Source organism: Serratia sp. NA_112.1 (genome assembly GCF_052691715.1).
On sequence record NZ_JBQZFO010000002.1, the window covers coordinates 15786 to 40080 of the forward strand.

Here is a 24295-nt window from a genome sequence, read left to right on the forward strand (position 1 = left end):
TGATGAGGAAAAGACAACATGTGCGGTATTGTCGGTATCGCCGGTTTTATGCCGGTAAACCAGTCGATTTATGATGCGTTGATGGTGCTTCAGCACCGTGGCCAGGATGCCGCAGGCATCGTCACCATAGATGCCCACAATGGGTTCCGTCTGCGTAAGGCAAACGGTCTGGTGAAGGATGTGTTTGAGGCACGCCATATGCAGCGCTTGCAGGGCAACATGGGTATTGGCCATGTGCGCTACCCAACGGCTGGCAGCTCCAGTGCCTCAGAGGCTCAACCCTTCTATGTAAACTCGCCGTTCGGCCTGACGCTGGCCCACAACGGCAACCTGACCAACGCCCATGAGCTGCGCCAAAAGCTGTTTGAAAGCGGCCGCCGCCATATCAACACCACCTCCGATTCCGAGATCCTGCTGAACGTACTGGCCAGTGAGCTGGACCGTTTCCAACATTATCCGCTGGAATCCGACAACATTTTCACCGCCGTTGCCGCCATGCATCAGCAACTACGTGGTGCTTACGCCTGCGTGGCGATGATCATCGGCCATGGTCTGCTGGCATTCCGTGACCCTAACGGTATCCGCCCGCTGGTGATCGGCAAGCGTCAGCTTGAAGATGGCCGCAATGAATATATGGTGGCTTCCGAGAGTGTCGCACTCGATACGCTGGGCTTCGAGTTCTTGCGTGATGTGGCACCGGGCGAAGCGGTGTATATCACTGAGAAGGGTCAACTGTTCACTCGCCAGTGTGCAGAGAACCCGAAAACCAACCCGTGTCTGTTCGAATACGTCTATTTCGCTCGTCCGGACTCCTTTATGGACAAGATTTCGGTCTACAGCGCACGCGTGCGTATGGGGCAGAAGTTGGGTGAGAAGATTGCCCGCGAATGGGAAGATTTGGACATCGACGTGGTGATCCCAATCCCGGAAACGTCCTGTGATATCGCCTTGGAAATCGCGCGTATCCTGGATAAGCCATATCGTCAGGGTTTTGTGAAAAACCGCTATGTCGGCCGTACCTTTATTATGCCGGGCCAGCAGGCGCGCCGTAAGTCGGTGCGCCGTAAGCTGAACGCCAACCGTGCCGAATTCCGCGACAAGAATGTGCTGTTGGTGGATGATTCCATCGTACGCGGCACCACTTCGGAACAGATCGTGGAGATGGCGCGTGACGCCGGGGCGAAACGAGTTTATCTGGCTTCCGCAGCGCCGGAAATCCGCTTCCCTAACGTTTACGGCATCGACATGCCGAGTGCCAACGAACTGATTGCCCACGGCCGTGAAGTGGATGAAATTCGCCAGATCATCGGTGCCGACGGCCTGATCTTCCAGGACCTGGACGATCTGATTGAAGCGGTACGCGAAGAGAACCCGGACATTACCCAGTTCGAATGCTCGGTATTCAACGGTATCTACGTCACCAAAGACGTCGACCAGAGCTACCTCGAGTATCTGGAATCGCTGCGCAATGACGACGCCAAAGAAATACGTGGTCAGACCGAAGCGGAAAATCTGGAAATGCACAACGAAGGTTAAGTTTCCCCCTTGACCAAAACAGTGCACCGCGGCGTTTGCTGCGGTGCATTATCCCTCCCTGACTTGCTTATGTAGCCCCATTGCGGCAAAGTCTGCCTGATCCTATTTTTTCCTCGGCAGGGGCCAGTTTATGAAACGACTCATCATCGGTATTTCCGGCGCCAGTGGCGCAATCTATGGCGTGCGCCTGTTGCAGGTATTGCGTGACGTCGCAGAGGTGGAAACCCATTTGGTGATGAGTAATGCGGCGCGGCAGACGCTGTCGCTGGAAACCGATCTCAGCCTGCGTGAAGTGCAGGCGCTGGCTGATGTGGTGCATGACTCGCGCGATATTGGCGCCAGTATTTCTTCCGGCTCGTTCAAAACGGCCGGCATGGTGATTTTGCCTTGTTCAATCAAAACCTTATCTGGCATTGCCAATAGCTACAGCGACGGTCTGCTGACGCGTGCCGCCGACGTGGTGTTAAAAGAACGCCGCCGGCTGGTGCTGTGCGTACGCGAAACCCCGTTACATCTTGGCCATTTGCGTCTGATGACTCAGGCGGCGGAAATGGGCGCGGTGATTATGCCGCCAGTACCGGCGTTTTATCATCGTCCTGCCAGCGTAGAAGACATCATCGATCAAACGGTAAACCGGGTGGTCGATCAGTTTGACATTGAATTACCGCAAGATTTATTTACCCGCTGGCAAGGTGCCAATTAACAAATTTCTCCCCAATTTAGCACATTTGTGCAACACCGCACTGAATTAGGGCGGCGCATGCACCATAATGATCTCACTTCATCACGCTCACTGTTTCAAGGCGCTGGTATTTATCCATTGCCCGTGGCGCGGCCAACACTGGCCGATTTAATTTTGCGGTTATCGTCCCAGGAAACAGTTTTGTGAAGGCCGGAGCCGTTCCCTCCGCCTACAGCAACAAATGTGGCACGATTACTGCAAATTGATTTGGTGGAAAAGTAATGCCCGCAGTGGCATCAAAAAATCAATTTGAGGGTGAATTATGAAAAAGCAGGTTTTGGTTCTTCCTTTAGTCTTGGCTTTAAGCGCGGCAAGCAGCGCATTTGCCGCAGTACCATCAACGCTGAAGATCGGCACCGATCCGACCTATGCACCCTTTGAATCCAAAAATGCCAAGGGCGAGTTGGTCGGTTTTGATATCGATCTGGCCAAAGAGCTGTGCGAACGCATAAATACCAAATGTACCTTTGTGGAAAGCGATTTTGACGCGCTGATCCCGTCCCTGAAAGCGAAGAAAATTGACGCCATCATCTCTTCTTTGTCGATCACCGAAAAACGCCAGCAGGAAATTGCCTTCACTGACAAGCTGTATGCTGCCAACGCCCGTCTGATCGCGCCGAAAGGTTCCAAGCTGCTACCTACCGTAGATGCGCTGAAAGGCAAGAGCGTCGGCGTGCTGCAGGGCACCACCCAGGAGGCCTATGCCAACGCCATGTGGCAGCCTAAGGGCATCACCGTGGTTCCTTATCAGAACCAGGATCTGGTGTACGCCGATCTGGCATCCGGCCGTATCGATGCCGCCTTCCAGGACGAAGTGGCAGGCAGCGATGGCTTCCTGAAACAGCCTCCAGGCAAGGATTATGCTTTTGCCGGTGAATCGGTGAAGGATGACAAATTCTTCGGCGTGGGGACCGGCATGGGCTTGCGCAAAACCGATACCGAGCTGAAGGCGGCGCTGGATAAAGCCTTTGCTGAAATGCGCAAAGACGGCACTTACGACAAGTACGCGAAGAAATACTTCGACTTTGACGTCTACGGCGGTTAATACCGCATACCGTTCCATGTTGTGACTACGGGGCTAGCCCACCGGCCCCGATGGTTCGGGATCCAATGACGACAGGGTGAAGTAAATGCTGCAAGGCTATTCCCAATTGATATTAGAGGGGGCTCTGGTGACGCTGGAGCTTGCCCTCAGTTCCGTACTGCTGGCGCTGGTCATCGGTTTGATCGGTGCCGGCGGCAAGCTTTCCCAAAACCGTCTGCTTTCTACCGTGTTTGGCGCTTATACCACGCTGATCCGTGGCGTGCCCGATCTGGTGCTGATGCTGCTGATTTTCTACGGCTTGCAAATTGCGCTCAACAACCTCACCGAACTGCTTGGTTTCGCGCAAATCGATATTGATCCGCTCAGCGCGGGGATTATCACCCTCGGGTTTATTTATGGTGCCTATTTCACGGAAACCTTTCGCGGTGCCTATATGGCCGTGTCGAAAGGGCAGATCGAAGCGGCAACGGCCTACGGCTTCACCGGTTCACAGATTTTCCGCCGCATTTTGTTCCCAGCGATGATGCGCTTTGCCCTGCCGGGCATTGGCAACAACTGGCAGGTGATCCTGAAGGCCACGGCGCTGGTGTCTATTCTGGGCCTCAATGACGTGGTGAAAGCCACTCAATTGGCCGGTAAGGGCACCTATCAGCCGTTCTTCTTTGCGATCGTGGCCGGTGTGGTTTATCTGATTTTTACTACCGTTTCCAATGGTGTGCTGCTGTGGCTTGAACGGCGTTATTCCCTGGGCGTCCGGAGGGCCGAGCTATGATCGAAATTTTACAACAGTACTGGCAATCGCTGCTGTGGAGCGACGGCTATCGTTTTACCGGGGTCGCCGTCACTCTGTGGTTGCTGATTTCCTCGGTGGTGATGGGGGGGGGGCTGGCGATCCCGATGGCGGTGGCGCGCGTTTCCTCCATCACCTGGGTGCGTTTCCCGGTTTGGCTCTACACCTATATATTCCGTGGCACGCCACTTTATGTGCAGTTGCTGGTGTTTTACTCCGGTATGTACAGCCTGGAAATCGTGCGTGGGACGGACTTCCTCAACGCCTTCTTCCGCAGCGGGCTCAATTGCACTATTTTGGCGCTAACGCTGAACACTTGTGCCTATACCACCGAGATCTTCGCCGGGGCGATACGCTCGGTGTCGCACGGTGAAATCGAAGCGGCCAATGCTTACGGTTTTTCACGTTTCAAAATGTACCGCTGTATCATTTTACCTTCAGCACTGCGCACCGCGCTGCCGGCCTACAGCAATGAAGTGATCCTGATGCTGCACTCGACCGCGCTGGCGTTTACCGCTACCGTGCCGGACCTGCTGAAGATAGCGCGAGATATCAATGCAGAGACCTACCAGCCGTTCTATGCCTTTGGCATTGCAGCGGTGCTGTATCTGATCATTTCTTACGGATTAATCAGCCTGTTCCGCAAGGCGGAAAAGCGCTGGATGGCACACGTTAATCACTGATAATGACGGGAACCTATTATGTCTGAGAATAAATTAGCCGTCACCGAACTGCATAAACGCTATGGCGAACACGAAGTGCTGAAGGGCGTCTCGCTGGCGGCCAACGCAGGGGATGTGATTAGCATCATCGGGTCCTCCGGCTCCGGTAAAAGTACCTTTTTACGCTGCATTAACTTCCTGGAGAAACCAAGTGAAGGCGCCATCAGCCTGAACAATGAAGATATCCGCATGGTGCGCGACAAGGACGGCCAGCTCAAGGTTTTTGATAAGAAACAACTGCAGTTGCTGCGCACTCGCCTGACCATGGTGTTCCAGCATTTTAACCTGTGGAGCCACATGACGGTGCTGGAGAACGTGATGGAGGCACCGGTGCAGGTATTGGGGCTGAGCAAGACCGAGGCGCGCGAGCGCGCGGTGCGTTACCTGGACAAGGTGGGGATTGACGAGCGTGCCCGTGGTAAATACCCGGTGCACCTGTCCGGCGGCCAGCAACAGCGCGTGTCTATCGCACGGGCGTTGGCGATGGAGCCGGAGGTATTACTGTTTGATGAACCGACGTCGGCACTGGATCCGGAACTGGTGGGCGAAGTGCTGCGCATTATGCAGAAGCTGGCGGAAGAAGGTAAAACCATGGTGGTGGTGACGCACGAAATGGAGTTTGCACGTCATGTTTCCAGCCACGTGATCTTCCTGCACAAAGGGCTGATCGAAGAGCAGGGGCCACCGGCTGAGCTGTTCGGCAATCCGAAAAGTCCTCGCCTGCAGCAGTTCCTCTCCGGCTCGTTAAAATAACGGGCCGTTGGGGCCAGATCTTTCTGGCCCCAAGAGGCTCTTCAGCGGGGTGTGCCCCGCTGATTAATCACATCATCTAATGCCTGCTCCAACTCCAAAAAGCGGAAGCTAAAACCGGCTTCTTCCAGCCTTTTCGGTACCGCTCGCTGTCCACTCAGCACCAATACCGCCGCTTCCCCCATCAATAAACGCATGGCAAAGGCCGGCACGCGTAAAAACGCAGGTCGGTCGAGCACGTTGGCGAGTTGAGCGGCAAACTGTTCGTTGTGAACCGGATAGGGGGCTACCATATTAAATGGCCCCTGCAGGGTTTGGTGATCCAGTAAATAGACGATGCCATCAACCATGTCTTCCAGGTGGATCCACGGCAGATATTGGCGGCCGTCACCTATCGGCCCACCCAACCCAAGGCGGAATGGCGGTAACATTTTAGTCAACGCGCCGCCTTTGGCCGCCAGCACCACGCCGGTACGAAGCAGACAGACGCGGGTAGCCTCGCTTTGCGCTTGCAAAGCCAGAGACTCCCAGCGTTGGCATAGCTGATGGGTGAACTCGTCATGCGGGACTTCGTCTTCGGTGACTACCGCTTGGCCCTGATCGCCATAATAGCCGGTTGCGGAACCGGAAATCAGCACGCCGGGCGGGGTGCTGCCGGCGTTAATCAGCTTGGCCAGCTGTTCGGTCAGATCCCAGCGGCTGTGGCACAGGCGTTCTTTCTGTGTTTTGCTCCAGCGCTTGTCGGCGATAGGCTCACCGGCCAGGTTGATTACGGCGTCAAAACCGTCCAGCGAGGGCTTGTCCTGCAGCGTCGACCAATAGCTGACCTGCTCGCCAAAGCGCTCACGTGCGCGTTGCACGTTGCGGCTCAGCACCGTAATTTGATGAGAAAGGCCCAGCAGCCGTTGCGTCAGGCTGCTCCCTATCAATCCTGTGGCGCCGGTGATCAGGATCCGCATGGTCGATTCTCCCTGAAACTGTGGTTTTCAGGCCCGACGATAGCTCATGGTCATCGAAACCGAGTCGGCGTAGCGCAGGGCCAATAGTTTATCTATCTCCACTTCAGCATAGGTTACCCAGGCGTGTTGTTTCACGATATCGAGCACATCCTGAGTTAATTTTTCCAGCAGGGCGAAGCGGTTATCTTCCACGTGACGAATGATGGCCTTGGTGATGGTGCGGTAGTTGAGTGCGTCGTCGATGTTTTCACTGTCGCGAGCCTTATCCGCCGGGTAGTGGATCACCACGTTAATCAGGATGTCCTGACGGTTGTTGATTTCTTCTTCCTTGATACCGATGAATGTACGCAACCGCAGATTTTTTATACGAATAATAGCGTCGGGTTGGCTGAATGACATCAGAGAATCTCCACTGGTCTGATTATTGGTGCTCAGAATACACGGAAAGTAGGGAAATGATAACGAGCCGGGGAAAACTCCCCGGAGGCCGGGGAGTCGGAAAATTAACCCTGCTCAGCCAGCTTGTAGGCGCGCTCGGTTGCCGGGCGGTTGCTGATGCGTTCGAACCAGTTGCGTACCGCTGGATAGTCCGCCAGATCGATGCGTTGACGCGGGTGTGACACGACCCAGGGATAAGTGGCGATATCGGCAATGCTGTAGTTGTCACCGCCCAGATAAGGGTGTTTTTGCAGCTCGGCTTCCAGCACTGCATACAAACGCTTGGTTTCCAGGTGATAACGCTCGATGGCGTAGGGCACCGGCTGCGGCGCGTAGTGGTTGAAGTGGTGGTTTTGCCCCAGCATCGGCCCAAAACCCGCCACCTGCCAGAACAGCCACTGTAACGTGGTCGCTCGCTCGCGTAGCCCTTTGCTCAGCAGCTTGCCGGTTTTCTCCGCCAGGTACAGCAGAATTTCGCCGGACTCGAACAGGCTGATTGGCGCACCGCCATCCACCGGCTGCTGGTCGACGATGGCCGGAATTTTGTTGTTGGGTGAAATGCTCAGAAAATCCGGCTTGAACTGATCGCCGGCGCTGATATTTACGCGGTGGATACGGTAGGGTAAGCCAACCTCCTCCAGAAACAAGGTAATTTTGTGACCATTGGGAGTAGGCGCGTAATACAGGTCAATCATGTTGCCTCCTGCGGTAAGGTGAGCTGTAAGTCATTACACGTTGTTGCGGTCTTCGCCGCGCACAAAGGTATATCAGAGATCTTTCTAAAGGGTACCAACAATAGCAGCTAAGAATAGCAGGCTATGTGAGATTCGTCCGATGCTATCGCCATAAGATGCATTACAATTTTCTGCAGGCACATCTGTGGGTTGTCGCGCAGCGATGGCGCGCTAAAATAGGGCCTGTTTGCTTATCAGGACAAGGTTATGAAGCTGATATTTGCCTCGGATATACATGGTTCGCTTCCCGCCACCGAAAGCCTGTTGGCGTGTTTTGAACAAAGCGGTGCCGACTGGCTGATTCTGCTGGGTGATTTACTGAATCACGGGCCGCGCAATACACTGCCGGTGGGCTATCAGCCGGCGCAGGTTGCCGAGCGATTGAATCGCTATAGCGACAAGATCATCGCCGTTCGCGGCAACTGCGACAGTGAAGTCGATCAGATGCTACTGTCCTTTCCTATCACCGCGTCCTGGCAGCAGGTGCTATTACAAAAAAGACGATTGTTTTTAACCCACGGTCACCTTTATCATCCCTCGGCACTGCCGCCGTTATCTGCCGGAGATGTGCTGGTCTATGGACACAGCCATTTGCCGCAGGCGGAACGGCAGGGGGATATTTACTGCTTTAATCCAGGCTCGGTCAGCATTCCGAAAGGGGGCTTTCCTGCCAGCTATGGCATACTGGAGGACGACGTTTTAAGTGTGGTCACTTTGCACGGCGGCAAGGCTGTTGCAGAGGTGGCGTTAACGCACTAATTTATACACACAATAAAAATCTTTGAAAAACACTCATTGATTAACCAGTGCGCGGGATGCATCGCGCCAAAATAGAAGGTTTTGAGGATGGCGGAACAGGATCAGGCTGCAGTTACCGAGTGGGTTGATATCGTCAACGAGCAAAACGAAGTGATTGCTCAATCCAGTCGCCAACAGATGCGTGCCCAACGGCTGCGTCATCGTGCTACCTATATTGTGGTACATGATGGAATGGGAAAAATTCTGGTGCAGCGTCGCACCGACATTAAAGACTTTTATCCGGGCTGGCTTGACGCCACTGCGGGTGGGGTGGTGCAGAGCGGGGAGAACGTGCTGGATTCCGCCCGTCGCGAAGCGGAAGAGGAGCTGGGCATTGCCGGCGTGCCTTTCGCCGAACATGGCCTGTTCTACTTCGAAGAAGATCAATGCCGGGTGTGGGGTGCATTGTTCAGCTGCGTATCACACGGCCCGTTTGCGTTGCAGGAAGAAGAAGTGGTTGAGGTGAGCTGGCTGACGCCGGAAGAGATCACCGCACGCTGCGACGAATTCACGCCGGATTCGCTAAAAGCGCTGTCGCTGTGGCTGACGCGCAACAACGAGCAGGCTTATGGCAAACCGCTACGCGATAGCGATGAAAATGCCTGATGTGTTTTCAAAAATAAAAAGCCGGTCAAATGACCGGCTTTTTTTATCTGATTGACCCGTAGGTTATCAGGCTTTCGCTGCTGCTGCATCAGCCTGGGAAGACTGAATGGCGGTCAGCGCCACGGTGTAAACGATATCGTCTACCAGTGCGCCACGCGACAGGTCGTTCACCGGCTTGCGCATGCCTTGCAGCATTGGCCCGATGGACACCAGGTCAGCAGAACGCTGTACCGCTTTGTAGGTGGTGTTACCGGTGTTCAGATCCGGGAAGATGAACACGGTAGCCTGACCAGCAACCGGCGAGTTAGGTGCCTTGGATTTGGCTACGTCAGCCATGATCGCTGCGTCATACTGCAACGGACCGTCGATGATCAGGTCAGGACGTTTTTCCTGCGCCAGACGGGTTGCTTCACGCACTTTCTCAACGTCGCTGCCCGCACCTGAGTTACCAGTGGAGTAGGAGATCATCGCTACGCGTGGTTCGATACCGAAGGCGGCGGCAGAGTCGGCTGACTGAATGGCGATCTCGGACAACTGCTCGGCGGTTGGATCAGGGTTGATTGCACAGTCGCCGTACACCAGAACCTGGTCAGGCAGCAGCATGAAGAACACGGAGGAGACCAGCGAGCTGCCCGGTGCGGTTTTGATCAGCTGCAGCGGTGGACGAATGGTGTTGGCGGTGGTGTGAACCGCGCCAGAAACCAGTCCGTCAACTTCGCCTTTCTCCAGCATCAGGGTGCCGAGAACTACGTTGTCTTCCAGTTGCTCGCGCGCAACCACTTCGGTCATGCCTTTGCTCTTGCGCAGCTCAACCAGACGCGGCACATACTGTTCGCGGACGGCGACCGGATCAACAATCTCGATGCCTTTGCCCAGTTCAACGCCCTGAGCGGCAGCAACGCGCTGGATCTCTTCCGGATTACCCAGCAGCACGCATTCTGCGATACCACGTTCGGCACAGATAGCCGCCGCTTTCACGGTACGTGGTTCGTCGCCTTCAGGTAGCACGATGCGTTTGCCGGCTTTACGTGCCAGTTCGGTCAGCTCGTAGCGGAACGCTGGAGGAGACAGACGGCGTGAACGCTCGGAGGTGGCGGTCAGAGACTCGATCCACTCGGCGTTGATGTGGCTGGCCACGTAGTTCTGCACTTTTTCGATGCGCTGGTGGTCATCCGCCGGCACTTCGAGGTTGAAGCTTTGCAGGCTGAGCGAGGTCTGCCAGGTGTTGGTGTCGACCATAAATACCGGCAGGCCGGTCTGGAAGGCACGTTCACACAGCTTTCTGATAGGTTCGTCGATGGCGTAGCCACCGGTCAGCAGGATGGCACCGATCTCTACGCCATTCATCGCTGCCAGACAGGCAGAAACCAGCACGTCAGGACGGTCTGCCGAAGTTACCAGCAGTGAGCCTGGACGGAAGTGTTCCAGCATGTGCGGGATGCTGCGCGCACAGAAGGTCACGGACTTCACGCGGCGGGTCATGATGTCGCCTTCATTGACCACAGAGGCCTTCAGGTGACGGGCCATGTCGATAGCGCGGGTGGCGATCAGCTCGAAGCTCCACGGCACGCAGCCCAGTACTGGCAACGGGCTGTTGGCAAACAGTTGCGCCGGGTCAATGTTGGTCACGCTGGCCTTGGTGGAATCATCAAAGATTTCGGACAGGTCAGGACGGGTGCGGCCCTGCTCATCAACCGGAGCGTTCAGTTTGTTGATGATCACGCCGGTGATGTTTTTGTTTTTGCTGCCGCCGAAGCTGCTGCGCGCCAGCTCGATACGCTCTTTCAACTGTGCTGGGGAATCGTTGCCCAGCGCCAGCACGAAGACGATTTCTGCATTCAGCGTTTTGGCGATTTCATAGTTCAGCGCGTTGGCGAACTGATGCTTGCGGGTCGGCACCAGGCCTTCGATCAGCACCACTTCTGCGTCTTTGGTGTTCTCGTGGTAGCGAGCCACGATCTCTTCCATCAGCACGTCTTGCTGGTTGGAGCTTAACAGGCTCTCAACGTAGCTCATGCGCAGCGGTTCGGCCGCCGTGATGGTGGAATTGCTGCTGCGGATGATGGTGGTGGTCTGATCGAGCGAATCGCCGCCAGTACGTGGCTGTGCGATAGGTTTGAATACGCTCAGGCTAACGCCTTTTTGCTCCATGGAGCGAATGACACCCAGGCTGACGCTGGTCAGACCGACGCTGGTGCCAGTGGGGATCAACATAATTGTACGTGACACAGAATAGTCCTCTTCACGATTTAACATGAGGCTAAAACAGCACCGTCAGCCTGGGCTGACGGTGTCGGAGAGCGTTACGCGGTCAGACGGGATGCGTCTTGCGCGATGACCAACTCTTCGTTGGTCGGGATAACCAGCGCCAGACGGCTACCGTCTTTGGTGATGGCACCGGATTTACCGAAGCGAGCGGCCATGTTGCGGTCGTGGTCAATCTCGAAGCCCAGCAGGCCCAGCTTTTTCAGGGTCAGCTCACGCACCATACCGGCGTTTTCACCGATGCCGCCGGTGAAGACAACCGCATCCAGACGGCCGTCCATCAGTGCGCTGTAGGCACCGATGTATTTGGCCAGGCGGTGGCAGAAGACATCCATCGCACGCTTGGCGTCGGCTTTGCTTTCGTAGTTGTCTTCAACATAACGGCAGTCGCTGGTGACTTCGGTCAGGCCCAGCAGGCCAGACTCTTTGGTCAGCATTTTGTTGATTTGATCAACGCTCATGCCCAGGGAGTCGTGCAGGTGGAAGATGATGGCCGGATCGATGTCACCGCTGCGGGTGCCCATGACCAGGCCTTCCAGTGGGGTCAGACCCATGGAGGTGTCAACGCATTTGCCGTTGCGCACTGCGGTAACGGAACCGCCGTTGCCCAGATGGCAGGTGATCAGGTTGACTTCTTCAACCGGCTTGTTCAGGGCCTTGGCTGCTTCCTGAGTTACGTAGAAGTGGCTGGTGCCGTGTGCGCCATAGCGACGAACGCTGTGGTCGCGGTACAGGCTGTACGGCAGGGCGTACAGGTAGGATTCTTCCGGCATGGTCTGGTGGAATGCGGTGTCGAACACGGCAACGTTTTTATCCGCCAGTTTAGGGAAGGATTTCAATGCCTCAGCGATACCGATCAGGTGTGCCGGGTTATGCAGTGGTGCAAATGGCACCGAATCTTTGATACCCTGTAGAACTTCGTCGTTGATCACGGCAGAAGCGGTAAACTTCTCGCCGCCGTGCACAATGCGGTGACCGATAGCGGTCAACTGGGCAGAAAGCTCAGGCTTTTGTGCCAGAATAGTATTAACAATGTAGTTCAGTGCTTCGCTGTGCGCAGCGCCGGCACCCAGAGCCGCTTCGTGTTTGGCGCCGTCCATCTTCCATTTGAGGCGAGCCTCAGGCAGGTGGAAACATTCGGCCAGGCCGGAGAGGTGTTCTTCACCGTTGACAGCATCGATGATAGCGAACTTCAGGGAAGAACTGCCGCAGTTCAGGACCAGTACTAGCTTACTCGACATGGAAGTACCTACTTAAATAGTTCGTGTTGTTAAAGGAAAGACCAAAACACGTGGTGAATTAATCGTCAATCAGACAACAAGCGTAGCGCATAATGCTGTTGACATTTATGATTAACATCATGTGAATTGAACAAAGCACATGACAATGAAAAAACCGATGATTTCTCTGCGGTTTAAATAATCTTGATTTTTATAGGGCTAAAAGTTGACAGAATTCTTGTCATCTTCTACCGGCCAAAAGGCCGGCTTAGGATACCGATAGCCTGAGGCAAACACAAAATAAATTTAAAGCTTCAACTTTTTTAGTATTGTGTTGGCTGTGTCCTTATTTTCTTTGTGACGTTGAGGTACGCGATGACGAGCAAACCGTCCGGTTCCGTAAGCTGGTTTCAGGTCTTCCAGCGTGGGCAGCATTATATGAAAACCTGGCCGTCAGACAAACGTCTGGCTCCGGTCTTTCCGGAGAATCGCGTTGCGAGTGCCACCCGTTTTGCCGTCCGCTTTATGCCGCCGTTGGCGGTGTTTACCCTGACCTGGCAGATAGCCATGGGCGGCCAGTTAGGCCCGGCGATCGCCACCGCACTGTTCGCCTGCAGCATGCCGATGCAGGGGTTGTGGTGGTTGGGCCGCCGCTCGGTCACCCCGTTGCCGCCAACGCTGCTGCAATGGTTCCACGAAGTACGTAACAAGCTGACGGAAGCCGGGCAGGCGGTCGCGCCGGTAGAAGGCACGCCGACCTATCAGGCGTTGGCGGATCTGCTGAAACGTGCCTTCAAGCAGTTGGATAAAACCTTCCTGGATGACCTGTAACCTCAAAAATGGCCGCATTGATTGCGGCCTTGTTACCTGTTCCGGCCAATAACCCCGGTCTAAATCAAAGAACCGGCGAGTTGTGATTTCCTGCGATATTGCGCTGTGCGATGCTTCCGCCATAAGCAATTTATCGAGGAAATTATGATGGAAATGACCCATGCCCAACGGCTGATCCTGTCGAACCAATACAAGATGATGACCCTGCTAGATCCGGACAACGCCGAGCGTTATCGCCGTCTGCAAACTATTATCGAACGTGGTTTTGGTCTGCAAATGCGCGAGCTGGATCGCGACTTTGGCGAAATGAGCGAAGACGTGTGCCGCACCATTATCAACGTGATGGAAATGCACCATGCGTTGCAAGTTTCCTGGGATAACCTGAAAGAAAAACAGGGCATTGAGGCACGCCGCCTGGCGTTTCTCGGTTTTGATGCCGCGACTGAAGCGCGTCATCTGAGCTATGTGCGTTTCCTGGTGACCACGGAAGGACGCTATACTCATTTCGATTCCGGCAGCCACGGCTTTAATGCCCAAACAAAAATGTGGGAAAAGTACCAGCGGATGCTGGCTATCTGGCTGTCATGCCCACGCCAGTATCATCTGAGCGCCGTAGAGATAGCGCAAATTATCAATGCCTGATTAAAAGAGGTTTCCTGTGGAGTGTAAGGGTTTTCTGTTCGATCTTGATGGGACGTTGGTTGATTCGCTGCCGGCGGTAGAGCGCGCCTGGATTAACTGGGCCAAACGCCGCGGCATTAATCCGCAGGACGTACTGGATTTTATTCACGGTAAACAGGCCATTACCTCGTTGCGTCATTTTATGCCGGATGAAAGTGAGGCGGCCATTCAGCAGGAATTTCTGCTGCTGGAGCAGGTGGAAGCGCAGGACACCGACGGCGTCACGGCATTACCGGGGGCTGCTGCCTTGCTCGATTGCCTCAATCGCCTCGATATCCCATGGGCGATCGTTACCTCAGGGTCGATCCCGGTTGCCAGCGCCCGCCGTAACGCCGGTGGTTTGCCGCAGCCGGAGGTGTTCATTACCGCCGAGCAGGTGAAGCGTGGCAAACCACAGCCGGATGCCTATTTGCTGGGTGCCGAGCGCCTGGGGTTGGCACCACATGATTGTGTGGTGGTGGAGGACGCCGCCGCAGGTATTCTTTCCGGCCTGGCTGCGGGCTGTCAGGTGATTGCGGTCAACGCACCGGCCGATGCCCCCAAGCTGGATCAAGTCGATCTGTTACTGTCGTCGCTTGAACAGATTGCGGTAAGTAAAACCGAGCAGGGTGCGACGATTAGCCTGGTGGCATAACGGCCCTATCTTCACCCTAATTGATTAGACCCCGCATCGGCGGGGTTTTTTTATGCTAATTTTTAAGCCCTTGGATATTTCTGTCGGATGAGACCGTTTTGAACAGCGAATTACTGTGGGTGCTGAGTTTACTGTTGATTGCCATCGTGTTGTTCACCACCAACAAACTGCGTATGGACGTAGTGGCGCTGCTGGTGATCATTGCCTTTGTGCTGAGCGGCACGCTGACCCTGTCGGAGGCCACGGTGGGCTTCAGCGATCCCAACGTGATCCTGATCGCCGCGCTGTTCGTGATTGGTGAAGGGCTGGTGCGTACCGGCGTGGCTTACCAGGTGGGCGACTGGTTGGTGAAGGTGGCCGGCAGCAGCGAAACCAGAATGCTGATGTTGCTGATGGTCACCGTGGCCGGCCTGGGGGCTTTTATGAGCTCGACCGGCGTGGTGGCGATCTTTATTCCGGTGGTGATCAGCGTGGCGGCGCGGATGAAAATCCCCCCCGGCAGGTTGATGATGCCGTTGAGTTTTGCCGGTTTAATTAGCGGCATGATGACGCTGGTGGCGACGCCGCCGAACATGGTGGTGAACAGTGAACTGGTGCGCGAGGGTATTGGCGGCTTTGGCTTCTTTGCCGTGACGCCGGTTGGCCTGGCGGTGCTGGTGCTGGGCGTGGGTTATATGCTGGTGGCCCGGCGCTGGCTGGGCAATGACGACGGTGATAAAACGCGTGAAACCTGGCAGCGCCGTACCTTCCGCGATCTGATCCGCGACTATAAGCTGACCGGCCGTGCCCGTAGACTGGCACTGCGCAGCGGCTCGCCGCTGATAGGGCATTCGCTGGATGAGTTGCATCTGCGTGCCCGTTACGGTGCCAACGTGGTGGGGATTGAACGCTGGAAGCGCTTCCGGCGGGTGATGGTCAGCGCGTCCGGCAGCACCGAACTGCGAGAAGGGGATGTGCTGCTGCTCGATATGTCGGATAGCCAGGTCGATTTGCGCGAGTTCTGCAGCGAGCAGCAGTTGGAGCCGATGGTTCTGCGGGGCGATTATTTCTCTGAGCAGTCGCGCAACGTCGGCATGGCGGAAGTCTCGCTGATCCCCGATTCAACGTTGTTGGGCAAAAGCCTGCGCGGTTCCACTTTCCGTAGCCGTTATGATTTGAACGTGGTCGGTATTCGCCGCAATGGCGAAACCCTGGCAGGCAAGTTGGTGGATGAGCCCCTGGCGTTGGGCGATATTCTGTTGGTGATCGGTGACTGGAAGGCGATCCGCCAGTTGCAGGCCAAAACCCATGATTTTATCGTACTCAATTTGCCGGCCGAAGTTGACGAAGTGGCACCGGCCATCACCCAGGCGCCACACGCCTTGTTCTGCCTGGCGCTGATGGTGGCGATGATGCTGACCGATGAAATCCCCAACCCGATCGCTGCGCTGATTGCCTGTCTGCTGATGGGCAAGTTCCGCTGCATTGACATGGAAAGCGCCTACAAATCGATTCACTGGCCGAGCATTATTTTGATTGTCGGCATGATGCCGTTTGCCCAGGCGTTGCAAAAAACCGGTGGGGTAGATTTGATCGTGCGTGGGTTAATGGACGTCGCTGGTGATGCCGGACCGCGGGTGATGCTGGTGTGCCTGTTTGCGCTGTGCGCCACTATCGGCCTGTTTATCTCCAATACCGCCACTGCCGTACTGATGGCACCAATCGCCATTGCCGCTGCGCGTGAAATGGGCGTTTCACCGTATCCCTTCACTATGATTATTGCCATCGCCGCTTCGGCGGCGTTTATGACGCCAGTTTCTTCGCCTGTGAACACGCTGGTCTTGGGGCCGGGGAATTATAAGTTCGGGGATTTCGTGCGTATCGGCGTGCCGTTCACGCTGTTGGTGATGTTGGTCAGCGTGATTATTGTGCCCTGGCTATATGCGTTTTGATTGAAGGCGCAGCGTGCTGCGCCATGAAAATTATAGGGAAGAGTCCAGGCTGATTTCATCCAGCGACAGGCTGAAACTAGGAATAAACACCTTCATGAAATAATCCATCTCAGGGCTGCTGCGCTGCTGCAGGGTCTTTTCCAGCCGCGCTTTCGCCAGCTTGAATTCGTTATTGCCGGCGGACAGCTCCTCCAGACATTTCAGGTAGGCGCACAGCGCATCGGCCTGTTTCACCACCAATTTTTCGTCTTCGGTATAATAGTGCTCATCGAGGATCGAACGGAAATCGTTGCGCAATTCTTGCGGGATCATATCCAGCAGCTTCTGCTGGGCGATCTTTTCGATCTTTTTGTACTCGTGGGCGATCTGCGGATTGTAGTATTTGATGGGCGTCGGCATGTCGCCGGTAATCACTTCGCTGGCATCATGGTACATCGCCAGCAGGGCGACGCGATCGGCGCTCAGGTTGCCATTGAACTTGCGGTTTTTGATCACCGCCAGCGCATGGGCAACAAATGCCACCTGCAGGCTGTGCTCGGAAACGTTCTCGGTGCGGACATTGCGCATCAGCGGCCAGCGGTTAATCAGTTTCAAGCGTGACAGATGGGCAAAAAAGTGGCTCTGGCTCATGGTGCTCTCTTTTACAACGGCAAGTGAGGACTCCATTGTGAGCAGTGACGGAGGGTTATGCAAATATCCTTCATGCTTCACGCTGCCTCTTTGTTGGCTGCCTTCGCCCACTCCGGTCACATAGCTATCTATGCTCCCGGAGATGTGCTCAGTTGCCGCCTTGATGCAACGCGAAGCATTTCGGCTATTACGAGAGTGTCGTTAATTTTTACTGGCGGTAACCTTCCAGGAAACGGCCCAGCTTGCCTACAGCCATTTCCAGTTCATCCACCCGCGGCAGCGTCACGATGCGCACGTGGTCCGGGTACGGCCAGTTGAAAGCGCTGCCCTGCACCAGCAGCACTTTTTCTTGCAGCAGCAGATCCAGCACCAATTTCTGGTCATCGTGAATATTAAAGCGTTTGGCATCGATGCGCGGGAACATATACAGCGCGCCCTGAGGCTTCACGCAGGAAACGCCCGGGATCTGATTCAACAACTCCCAGGTGCGGTTGCGCTGTTCATACAGACGGCCGCCAGGTTGAATAAATTCGTTGATACTCTGGTAACCGCCCAACGCCGTTTGGATCGCGTGCTGCATCGGCACGTTGGCGCACAGGCGCATCGACGCCAGCATTTCCAGCCCTTCGATGTAGCCCTTGGCGTGCTTCTTCGGCCCGTTCAGTACCATCCACCCCTGGCGGAAACCGGCCACGCGGTAAGTTTTGGACAGCCCGTTGAAGGTGACGGTCAGCAGGTCCGGCGCCAGCGCAGCGATCGAATGGTGTTCGGCTTCATCATACAGGATCTTGTCATAGATCTCATCGGAGAAGATGATCAGGTTGTGCTGACGGGCGATCTCAACAATCTGCTCCAGCAGCTCTTTGCTATAGACCGCGCCGGTCGGGTTATTCGGGTTGATGATCACAATGCCACGGGTGCGTGGGGTGATCTTGCTGATGATATCATCCAGGTCCGGGAACCAGCCGGCCTCTTCATCACACAGGTAGTGCACGGCTTTGCCGCCGGACAGTGAAACCGCTGCGGTCCACAGCGGGTAATCCGGCGCCGGCACCAGCATTTCGTCGCCACTGTTGAGCAGCGCCTGCATGGATTGCACGATCAGCTCGGAAACTCCATTGCCGATGTAGATATCCTCAACGGTCACGTCACGTATGTTGCGCGCCTGGTAGTGCTGCATGATCGCTTTACGTGCCGAGAAGAGCCCTTTTGAGTCGGAATAGCCTTGCGCCGTGGGCAGATTGCGGATCACGTCGACCAGGATTTCGTCAGGGGCGTCAAAACCAAACGGGGCAGGGTTACCGATGTTCAGTTTGAGGACTTTATGGCCTTCTTCTTCAAGACGTTTAGCTTCTTTGAGCACCGGGCCGCGAATGTCATAGCAGACGTTGTCCAGTTTGCTGGATTTCTCAATGGGGGACATAGAAAGTTGAGCCTTTTGCTGGGATGGGGGCGTTCCTACCGTGGAACACCGCAACCTGCCCAATGTACTCCTGGCGCTGACGCTTTTGAAGGGTTATGCACGCCTTTGGTGCAAACGAAGGGTGCAGAGGTTGATTCCAGGGGGGATAAACAAGCTTAAAACATTTTTATGGTGTTTAATTCTTTTGTTTTTGCTTTTTTAAGATATTTTAACTGTCATGGTGAGGCGTGAAGCAGTATAAAGGGGCAGATAATCAACGCAGTGCTGATCAAAGGGGCTTTACGGTTAGACTATAACTGTTAAGCCATAGAGGGGATTTAACAGTTATAAAATGTAAAGAAATGATAATGCCAGAGTCATCTGATGGCCGCTTGTCCATCGGCGATCCAAACTGAATCATAATAAAATTCACATTAGCGCTATTTTAGTTTCTTTGTTAAGCCGCGTTTAAGTCTTTATTCCTTAGTTATTGACGGGGTAAATGTTACCGATTGAATTTATTAAAATCATTAAAAAATGTACCGACTGTTACAACAGGAAACTCTTACTCGTTCACGTATAGAAATACCCCCAAGCCAGTCTGGCTGCGGAGGTTGTGCAGCACAATTGGAGTGGTAATCCCACTATCTGAATGAGTAAAATATTTCGTTCGGTAAAAATGCAACACTTGCACCACTTATAACGTCAGGCGTTGTATAAGCATTCCCGATAGATCACATTTTAAAAGGCGATAGAGGTAACGAAATAAAAGTAATTTTTTTGCCCTCCACTAATGAGTGGGGTACTGTCATGTCTGGCATCGTCCCTTTTAAACGATGTCTTAGAAACACACCAGGGTAGTTTGTAAATTAGAATTTAAAAAGTGAAGAAAACACTATGACAACTGCAAATCGTCCGATACTCAATCTCGACCTCGATCTGCTAAGAACCTTTGTGGCTGTTGCTGATTTGAATACTTTTGCGGCGGCGGCTGTCGCCGTTTGTCGCACTCAATCAGCCGTCAGTCAACAAATGCAGCGGTTAGAGCAACTGGTTGGCAAAGAGTTGTTTGCCCGTCATGGGCGCAATAAATTACTGACCGAACACGGTATTCAGCTTCTCGGTTACGCCAGGAAAATCCTGCGCTTCAACGATGAAGCCTGTACTTCACTGATGTACAACAATATTAAAGGTGTTCTGACTATTGGCGCTTCTGATGATACCGCCGATACCATCCTGCCTTTCCTGCTTAACCGCGTCACTTCGGTGTATCCAAAGCTGGCGATTGATGTCCGGGTGAAACCTAGCTCGTTCATGATCGACATGCTGGAAAACGGTGAAGTCGATCTGGCGATTACCACTATGGCTACCGCAGATCGCCCACACATTGTGCTGCGTACTTCGCCAACCTTGTGGTATTGCGCGGCGGATTACCATTTCCAGGCCGGTGAACCGATCCCGTTGGTGGTGATGGACGAACCCAGTCCGTTCCGCTCGATGGCGATCAAGCATCTGGATGAAGCCGGGATCCCATGGCGGATTGCTTATGTGGCTTCGACGTTGTCCGCTGTCCGTGCCGCCTGCAAGGCCGGATTGGGCATCACCGTTCGGCCGATTGAAATGATGAGCCCGGACCTGCGGGTGCTCGGCGCAATAGAAGGGCTACCGGCACTGCCAGATACTCAATATAGCCTGTGCCAGGATACCCAGTGTGGCAATGAGCTGGCGATAGCGATTTTCAGCACCATGCAGAACGGCGACGACAACTACAGCTTCAGCTTCAGTGGGCCGAGTACCTCGCTGGAAGATGATACCTGTCTGGTTGACGATGAGGAATAACGCCCAAAGGCAAACCGGGTAATAAAACCTCTGCTTCGGCGGAGGTTTTTTTTGCCCTGAATTTGATGAAAAGTCAGTTTATGGGTGCTTCGATTAATTTTAAAAGCGAAGTCACTATTTGTTTGACTCTAAGATGGCTAATGAGAACGGTTATCAGACGAAAAAACAGGCTTCCGATTATTTTTTGAACGAATAATTATGAAGGTAAAGGCCTGGAATTAATATGGTTATTTTGGTAATTTGTGGCGAGCCGATTTGACCGGCGGAATTGACAAAAATTATTAAAGGGCCACACTTTTTTTGAGGGTTTATGCTGAAAACGTGTCCTGGATCAAAAAAATACCCCTAGCTAGTGAGTGGAAGAGCAGGAGATTCCTGAGACAATGGTATAGTAAAACTGAAATGAGCATGTTGGTTTATATCTATCTGTTTCTACACATCAATTAACTGACACGATTTAGCCTAAGCCGGTCGCATCAAATGTTAATTAAATGATGAGTATGTAAACTAGTGTGTAGATACTTTTGTCAAAGTTGACAAAAGGTTATAGAAAGGAGTAAAAAGCCCACAGTAAAACGCTGGCTAACTTGCTGTAATAGCAGTTTGTTTGTGTGGTTTATTTATCCTTCCCTTAAATCGATGTGGTGCACTAACTGCCAGAAACAAGAGCAGAGCGATCGACGCCACTTTTGATGAGTAAGCATAGAGTATGTCAACAACCACTGAAGTTATCGCTCATCACTGGGCGTTCGCCGTATTTTTTGTCGTGGCAATCGGGCTTTGCTGTTTAATGCTGATGGGTGCGTTCTTCCTGGGTGGGAGAGCCCGTGCGCGCGCCAAACATACCCCGTTTGAATCTGGTATCGACTCGGTTGGTACGGCGCGTATGCGTCTGTCCGCCAAGTTCTACCTGGTCGCCATGTTCTTCGTTATTTTCGATGTTGAAGCCTTGTATCTTTACGCCTGGTCGGTCTCCATACGTGAGAGCGGTTGGGTAGGCTTTATCGAAGCCGCCATTTTCATTTTGGTGTTATTGGCTGGGCTGGTTTATCTGGTGCGTATTGGCGCATTGGATTGGACTCCGGTGCGCTCCAGACGCCAGAGCAAGCCAGGCACAATCAAAAACGCCACCAACAGTCACCCGCAGTAGTCGGTTAAAAACGAGGCATTAAGATGGACTATACGCTCACCCGCATAGACCCGAACGGTGAGAACGACCGTTACCCCCTGCAAAAACAGGAGGTCGTCGCCGATCCCCTGGATCAACAGGTTCACCGCACGGTTTACATGGGTAAACTCGAACATGCATTGCATGACATGGTGAACTGGGGGCGTAAAAACTCTATTTGGCCGTATAACTTCGGTCTTTCGTGCTGCTACGTGGAGATGGTGACGTCGTTTACCGCCGTTCACGACGTGGCCCGCTTTGGTGCTGAAGTTCTGCGTGCATCACCACGTCAGGCTGACCTGATGGTGGTAGCCGGTACCTGCTTCACCAAAATGGCACCGGTTATTCAACGTCTGTACGAACAGATGCTGGAGCCAAAATGGGTGATCTCCATGGGTGCCTGCGCCAACTCCGGCGGCATGTATGATATCTATTCCGTGGTACAGGGCGTGGACAAGTTCCTGCCGGTCGACGTGTACATTCCTGGCTGCCCACCGCGTCCGGAAGCTTACATGCAGGCACTGATGCTGTTGCAGGAATCTATTGGCAAAGAACGCCGTCCTCTGTCCTGGGTTGTCGGCGATCAGGGTGTTTACCGCGCCAACATGCAGTCTGAAAGAGAGCGTAAACACGGCGAGCGTATCGCGGTGACCAACCTTCGGACGCCTGACGAGATTTAAGACGTTCATTTAACGTCCATCTTAGTGCGCTATTGGTTAACACAGCGAAAAGTGAACTTGCGGCGAAATAACCCTTCAGTGTGGTGAAAAAAATTATGACAGATTCAACGACGCACGACGCATTGCCGGCCTGGCAAACCAGAGATCACCTTGACGACCCGGTGATTGGCGAACTGCGCAACCGTTTTGGGCCGGAAGCCTTTACTGTTCAGCCCACCCGTACCGGAATGCCCGTGGTATGGGTCAAACCTGACCAGTTACTGGAAGTAATGACGTTTTTGAGAAAACAGCCGAAGCCTTACGTCATGCTGTTCGATCTGCATGGCGTGGACGAGCGTCTTCGCACCCACCGCGACGGTTTACCGGCTGCGGATTTTTCTGTTTTCTATCATCTGATTTCTATCGAACGCAACCGCGACATCATGCTGAAAGTGGCGCTGTCTGAAAAAGACCTGCACGTGCCCACAGCGACCAAGATTTTCCCGAATGCCAACTGGTATGAGCGTGAAACCTGGGAAATGTTCGGTATTACCTTCGACGGCCACCCACACCTGTCGCGCATCATGATGCCGCAAACCTGGGAAGGCCACCCGCTGCGTAAAGACTACCCGGCGCGCGCCACCGAGTTTGATCCCTTTGTGTTGACCAAACAGAAAGAAGATCTGGAAATGGAAGCGCTGACCTTCAAACCTGAAGACTGGGGCATGAAGCGCGGCACCGAGAACGAGGACTTCATGTTCCTTAACCTCGGCCCGAACCACCCGTCTGCGCACGGTGCATTCCGTATCATTCTGCAGTTGGATGGCGAAGAGATTGTCGACTGCGTACCGGATATCGGTTACCACCACCGTGGCGCCGAGAAGATGGGCGAGCGTCAGTCCTGGCACAGCTACATTCCGTACACCGACCGTATCGAGTACCTCGGCGGCTGCGTGAACGAAATGCCTTACGTGCTGGCGGTTGAGAAACTGGCCGGTATCAAGGTGCCGGATCGCGTTGATACCATTCGCGTGATGCTGTCCGAACTGTTCCGTATCAACAGCCACCTGCTGTACATCAGTACCTTCATTCAGGACGTCGGCGCGATGACCCCTGTGTTCTTCGCCTTTACCGACCGTCAGAAAATCTACGATTTGGTTGAAGCGATCACCGGTTTCCGTATGCATCCGGCCTGGTTCCGTATTGGCGGTGTCGCACACGACCTGCCACGCGGTTGGGATCGCTTGCTGCGTGAGTTCCTTGAGTGGATGCCAAAACGTCTGGATTCCTACGTCAAGGCTGCGTTGAAGAACAGCATCCTGAAGGGCCGTTCCGTCGGCGTGGCATCCTACAATGCTAAAGAAGCGTTGGAGTGGGGCGTCACTGGCGCGGGCCTGCGTGCCACCGGTATCGAATTCGATGTGCGCAAATGGCGTCCGTATTCCGGCTATGAGAATTTCGATTTCGAAGTTCCGGTCGGAGACGGCAACAGCGACTGCTACACCCGCGTAATGCTGAAGGTGGAAGAGCTGCGTCAGAGCCTGCGCATTCTCGAACAGTGTCTGAACAACATGCCGGAAGGCCCGTTCAAGGCCGATCACCCGCTGACCACGCCGCCGCCGAAAGAGCGCACGCTGCAGCACATTGAAACGCTGATCACCCACTTCCTGCAGGTTTCTTGGGGCCCGGTGATGCCAGCCAACGAATCATTCCAGATGATTGAAGCCACTAAAGGGATCAACAGCTACTACCTGACCAGCGACGGCAGCACCATGAGCTACCGCACCCGGGTACGTACGCCAAGCTTTGCACACCTGCAGCAAATCCCGGCGGTAATCCGTGGCAGCCTGGTCTCCGACCTGATCGTCTATCTGGGTAGTATCGATTTTGTAATGTCAGATGTGGACCGCTAACT

At 54.2% G+C, this 24295-nt stretch carries 23 protein-coding genes; 16 read left to right on the plus strand and 7 right to left on the minus strand.

From position 1 onward, the window contains the following. The first annotated feature begins 18 nt into the window (after positions 1 to 18). The 6 genes from purF to hisP all read left to right on the plus strand — a co-directional run bounded on the left by purF (position 19) and on the right by hisP (position 5588). Positions 19 to 1536, plus strand: a complete 1518-nt coding sequence (gene purF / locus ACUTQ5_RS04465) for an amidophosphoribosyltransferase (RefSeq protein ID WP_012146042.1) — start codon at positions 19 to 21, stop codon at positions 1534 to 1536. 130 nt (positions 1537 to 1666) lie between these two features. Further along, positions 1667 to 2239 carry a UbiX family flavin prenyltransferase gene (locus ACUTQ5_RS04470; protein WP_445650266.1) on the plus strand — a complete coding sequence of 191 codons (573 nt, stop codon included), beginning with the start codon at positions 1667 to 1669 and terminating at the stop codon, positions 2237 to 2239. A 301-nt stretch (positions 2240 to 2540) separates the two neighbouring features. Then, on the plus strand, positions 2541 to 3323 hold the full coding sequence (gene hisJ / locus ACUTQ5_RS04475) for a histidine ABC transporter substrate-binding protein HisJ (RefSeq protein ID WP_445650267.1): 783 nt from the start codon (positions 2541 to 2543) through the stop codon (positions 3321 to 3323). 85 nt (positions 3324 to 3408) lie between these two features. Continuing rightward, positions 3409 to 4095, plus strand: coding sequence for a histidine ABC transporter permease HisQ (gene hisQ, locus ACUTQ5_RS04480; protein ID WP_445650268.1), 687 nt, complete (start codon positions 3409 to 3411; stop codon positions 4093 to 4095). Then, entirely contained in the window at positions 4092 to 4796 is a 705-nt protein-coding gene (locus ACUTQ5_RS04485) for an ABC transporter permease (RefSeq protein WP_445650269.1), read from the plus strand. The genes hisQ and ACUTQ5_RS04485 overlap by 4 nt, the downstream gene beginning before the upstream one ends. Before the next feature lie 18 nt (positions 4797 to 4814). Next, entirely contained in the window at positions 4815 to 5588 is a 774-nt protein-coding gene (gene hisP / locus ACUTQ5_RS04490) for a histidine ABC transporter ATP-binding protein HisP (protein ID WP_445650270.1), read from the plus strand. Between the two features lie 41 nt (positions 5589 to 5629). Here the strand turns inward: hisP and ACUTQ5_RS04495 are convergent, their stop codons facing one another. The 3 genes from ACUTQ5_RS04495 to yfcG form a co-directional block, all read right to left on the minus strand. Beyond that, positions 5630 to 6544, minus strand: a complete 915-nt coding sequence (locus ACUTQ5_RS04495) for a TIGR01777 family oxidoreductase (RefSeq protein ID WP_445650271.1) — start codon at positions 6542 to 6544, stop codon at positions 5630 to 5632. Between the two features lie 27 nt (positions 6545 to 6571). Beyond that, positions 6572 to 6943, minus strand: a complete 372-nt coding sequence (gene folX / locus ACUTQ5_RS04500) for a dihydroneopterin triphosphate 2'-epimerase (protein WP_012146035.1) — start codon at positions 6941 to 6943, stop codon at positions 6572 to 6574. Between the two features lie 104 nt (positions 6944 to 7047). Further along, the gene (gene yfcG, locus ACUTQ5_RS04505; protein ID WP_085117806.1) at positions 7048 to 7677 is read right to left on the minus strand and encodes a GSH-dependent disulfide bond oxidoreductase; all 630 of its coding nucleotides are present in this window, start codon (positions 7675 to 7677) and stop codon (positions 7048 to 7050) included. Between the two features lie 246 nt (positions 7678 to 7923). On the opposite strand from yfcG, the gene yfcE reads away from it, so the two are divergent. Then, on the plus strand, positions 7924 to 8475 hold the full coding sequence (yfcE, locus tag ACUTQ5_RS04510; RefSeq protein ID WP_445650272.1) for a phosphodiesterase: 552 nt from the start codon (positions 7924 to 7926) through the stop codon (positions 8473 to 8475). Between the two features lie 87 nt (positions 8476 to 8562). Further along, the gene (gene yfcD, locus ACUTQ5_RS04515; protein WP_445650273.1) at positions 8563 to 9120 is read left to right on the plus strand and encodes an NUDIX hydrolase YfcD; all 558 of its coding nucleotides are present in this window, start codon (positions 8563 to 8565) and stop codon (positions 9118 to 9120) included. Positions 9121 to 9186: 66 nt separating this feature from the next. Here the strand turns inward: yfcD and pta are convergent, their stop codons facing one another. Together pta and ackA are read right to left on the minus strand one after the other, a co-directional pair. Further along, a complete protein-coding gene (gene pta, locus ACUTQ5_RS04520; RefSeq protein ID WP_445650274.1) occupies positions 9187 to 11349 on the minus strand; it encodes a phosphate acetyltransferase in 2163 nt (720 codons plus the stop codon). Between the two features lie 74 nt (positions 11350 to 11423). Beyond that, positions 11424 to 12626, minus strand: coding sequence for an acetate kinase (gene ackA, locus ACUTQ5_RS04525; protein WP_445650275.1), 1203 nt, complete (start codon positions 12624 to 12626; stop codon positions 11424 to 11426). A gap of 354 nt (positions 12627 to 12980) precedes the next feature. Between ackA and yfbV the strand changes: the two genes are divergently transcribed. From yfbV to ACUTQ5_RS04545, 4 genes are all read left to right on the plus strand, one after another. Next, entirely contained in the window at positions 12981 to 13436 is a 456-nt protein-coding gene (gene yfbV / locus ACUTQ5_RS04530; protein WP_017893496.1) for a terminus macrodomain insulation protein YfbV, read from the plus strand. A 147-nt stretch (positions 13437 to 13583) separates the two neighbouring features. Then, positions 13584 to 14078 (plus strand): YfbU family protein, encoded by a 495-nt coding sequence (locus ACUTQ5_RS04535; protein ID WP_153859661.1) that lies wholly within the window; start codon positions 13584 to 13586, stop codon positions 14076 to 14078. A 16-nt stretch (positions 14079 to 14094) separates the two neighbouring features. Continuing rightward, a complete protein-coding gene (locus ACUTQ5_RS04540; protein WP_445650276.1) occupies positions 14095 to 14751 on the plus strand; it encodes a sugar phosphatase in 657 nt (218 codons plus the stop codon). Between the two features lie 98 nt (positions 14752 to 14849). Further along, a complete protein-coding gene (locus tag ACUTQ5_RS04545) occupies positions 14850 to 16682 on the plus strand; it encodes an SLC13 family permease (protein WP_445650277.1) in 1833 nt (610 codons plus the stop codon). 30 nt (positions 16683 to 16712) lie between these two features. On the opposite strand, the gene yfbR is transcribed toward ACUTQ5_RS04545, so the two are convergent. Continuing rightward, positions 16713 to 17312, minus strand: coding sequence for a 5'-deoxynucleotidase (yfbR, locus tag ACUTQ5_RS04550; RefSeq protein WP_445650278.1), 600 nt, complete (start codon positions 17310 to 17312; stop codon positions 16713 to 16715). A 208-nt stretch (positions 17313 to 17520) separates the two neighbouring features. Next, the gene (locus tag ACUTQ5_RS04555; protein WP_261434192.1) at positions 17521 to 18735 is read right to left on the minus strand and encodes a pyridoxal phosphate-dependent aminotransferase; all 1215 of its coding nucleotides are present in this window, start codon (positions 18733 to 18735) and stop codon (positions 17521 to 17523) included. 876 nt (positions 18736 to 19611) lie between these two features. Between ACUTQ5_RS04555 and lrhA the strand changes: the two genes are divergently transcribed. From lrhA to nuoC, 4 genes are all read left to right on the plus strand, one after another. Next, entirely contained in the window at positions 19612 to 20553 is a 942-nt protein-coding gene (gene lrhA / locus ACUTQ5_RS04560) for a transcriptional regulator LrhA (protein ID WP_445650279.1), read from the plus strand. A gap of 709 nt (positions 20554 to 21262) precedes the next feature. Beyond that, the gene (locus tag ACUTQ5_RS04565) at positions 21263 to 21703 is read left to right on the plus strand and encodes an NADH-quinone oxidoreductase subunit A (RefSeq protein WP_012146022.1); all 441 of its coding nucleotides are present in this window, start codon (positions 21263 to 21265) and stop codon (positions 21701 to 21703) included. A 23-nt stretch (positions 21704 to 21726) separates the two neighbouring features. Then, positions 21727 to 22401, plus strand: coding sequence for a NuoB/complex I 20 kDa subunit family protein (locus tag ACUTQ5_RS04570; protein ID WP_012146021.1), 675 nt, complete (start codon positions 21727 to 21729; stop codon positions 22399 to 22401). 95 nt (positions 22402 to 22496) lie between these two features. Beyond that, positions 22497 to 24293, plus strand: coding sequence for an NADH-quinone oxidoreductase subunit C/D (nuoC, locus tag ACUTQ5_RS04575; protein WP_445650280.1), 1797 nt, complete (start codon positions 22497 to 22499; stop codon positions 24291 to 24293). The last annotated feature ends 2 nt before the right edge of the window (positions 24294 to 24295 follow it).

Excerpts from the sequence above, each read along its gene's own strand:
- ACUTQ5_RS04535 (WP_153859661.1), top strand. The coding sequence starts at position 13,584 with ATGGAAATGACCCATGCCCAACGGCTGATCCTGTCGAACCAATACAAG.
- ACUTQ5_RS04565 (WP_012146022.1), top strand. The coding sequence starts at position 21,263 with ATGTCAACAACCACTGAAGTTATCGCTCATCACTGGGCGTTCGCCGTA.
- yfcD (WP_445650273.1), top strand. The coding sequence starts at position 8,563 with ATGGCGGAACAGGATCAGGCTGCAGTTACCGAGTGGGTTGATATCGTC.
- ackA (WP_445650275.1), bottom strand. The coding sequence starts at position 12,626 with ATGTCGAGTAAGCTAGTACTGGTCCTGAACTGCGGCAGTTCTTCCCTG.
- folX (WP_012146035.1), bottom strand. The coding sequence starts at position 6,943 with ATGTCATTCAGCCAACCCGACGCTATTATTCGTATAAAAAATCTGCGG.
- hisJ (WP_445650267.1), top strand. The coding sequence starts at position 2,541 with ATGAAAAAGCAGGTTTTGGTTCTTCCTTTAGTCTTGGCTTTAAGCGCG.
- hisQ (WP_445650268.1), top strand. The coding sequence starts at position 3,409 with ATGCTGCAAGGCTATTCCCAATTGATATTAGAGGGGGCTCTGGTGACG.
- yfcE (WP_445650272.1), top strand. The coding sequence starts at position 7,924 with ATGAAGCTGATATTTGCCTCGGATATACATGGTTCGCTTCCCGCCACC.
- ACUTQ5_RS04555 (WP_261434192.1), bottom strand. The coding sequence starts at position 18,735 with ATGTCCCCCATTGAGAAATCCAGCAAACTGGACAACGTCTGCTATGAC.
- yfbV (WP_017893496.1), top strand. The coding sequence starts at position 12,981 with ATGACGAGCAAACCGTCCGGTTCCGTAAGCTGGTTTCAGGTCTTCCAG.
- yfbR (WP_445650278.1), bottom strand. The coding sequence starts at position 17,312 with ATGAGCCAGAGCCACTTTTTTGCCCATCTGTCACGCTTGAAACTGATT.
- ACUTQ5_RS04495 (WP_445650271.1), bottom strand. The coding sequence starts at position 6,544 with ATGCGGATCCTGATCACCGGCGCCACAGGATTGATAGGGAGCAGCCTG.
- ACUTQ5_RS04485 (WP_445650269.1), top strand. The coding sequence starts at position 4,092 with ATGATCGAAATTTTACAACAGTACTGGCAATCGCTGCTGTGGAGCGAC.
- lrhA (WP_445650279.1), top strand. The coding sequence starts at position 19,612 with ATGACAACTGCAAATCGTCCGATACTCAATCTCGACCTCGATCTGCTA.
- ACUTQ5_RS04470 (WP_445650266.1), top strand. The coding sequence starts at position 1,667 with ATGAAACGACTCATCATCGGTATTTCCGGCGCCAGTGGCGCAATCTAT.
- purF (WP_012146042.1), top strand. The coding sequence starts at position 19 with ATGTGCGGTATTGTCGGTATCGCCGGTTTTATGCCGGTAAACCAGTCG.
- ACUTQ5_RS04570 (WP_012146021.1), top strand. The coding sequence starts at position 21,727 with ATGGACTATACGCTCACCCGCATAGACCCGAACGGTGAGAACGACCGT.
- hisP (WP_445650270.1), top strand. The coding sequence starts at position 4,815 with ATGTCTGAGAATAAATTAGCCGTCACCGAACTGCATAAACGCTATGGC.
- nuoC (WP_445650280.1), top strand. The coding sequence starts at position 22,497 with ATGACAGATTCAACGACGCACGACGCATTGCCGGCCTGGCAAACCAGA.
- yfcG (WP_085117806.1), bottom strand. The coding sequence starts at position 7,677 with ATGATTGACCTGTATTACGCGCCTACTCCCAATGGTCACAAAATTACC.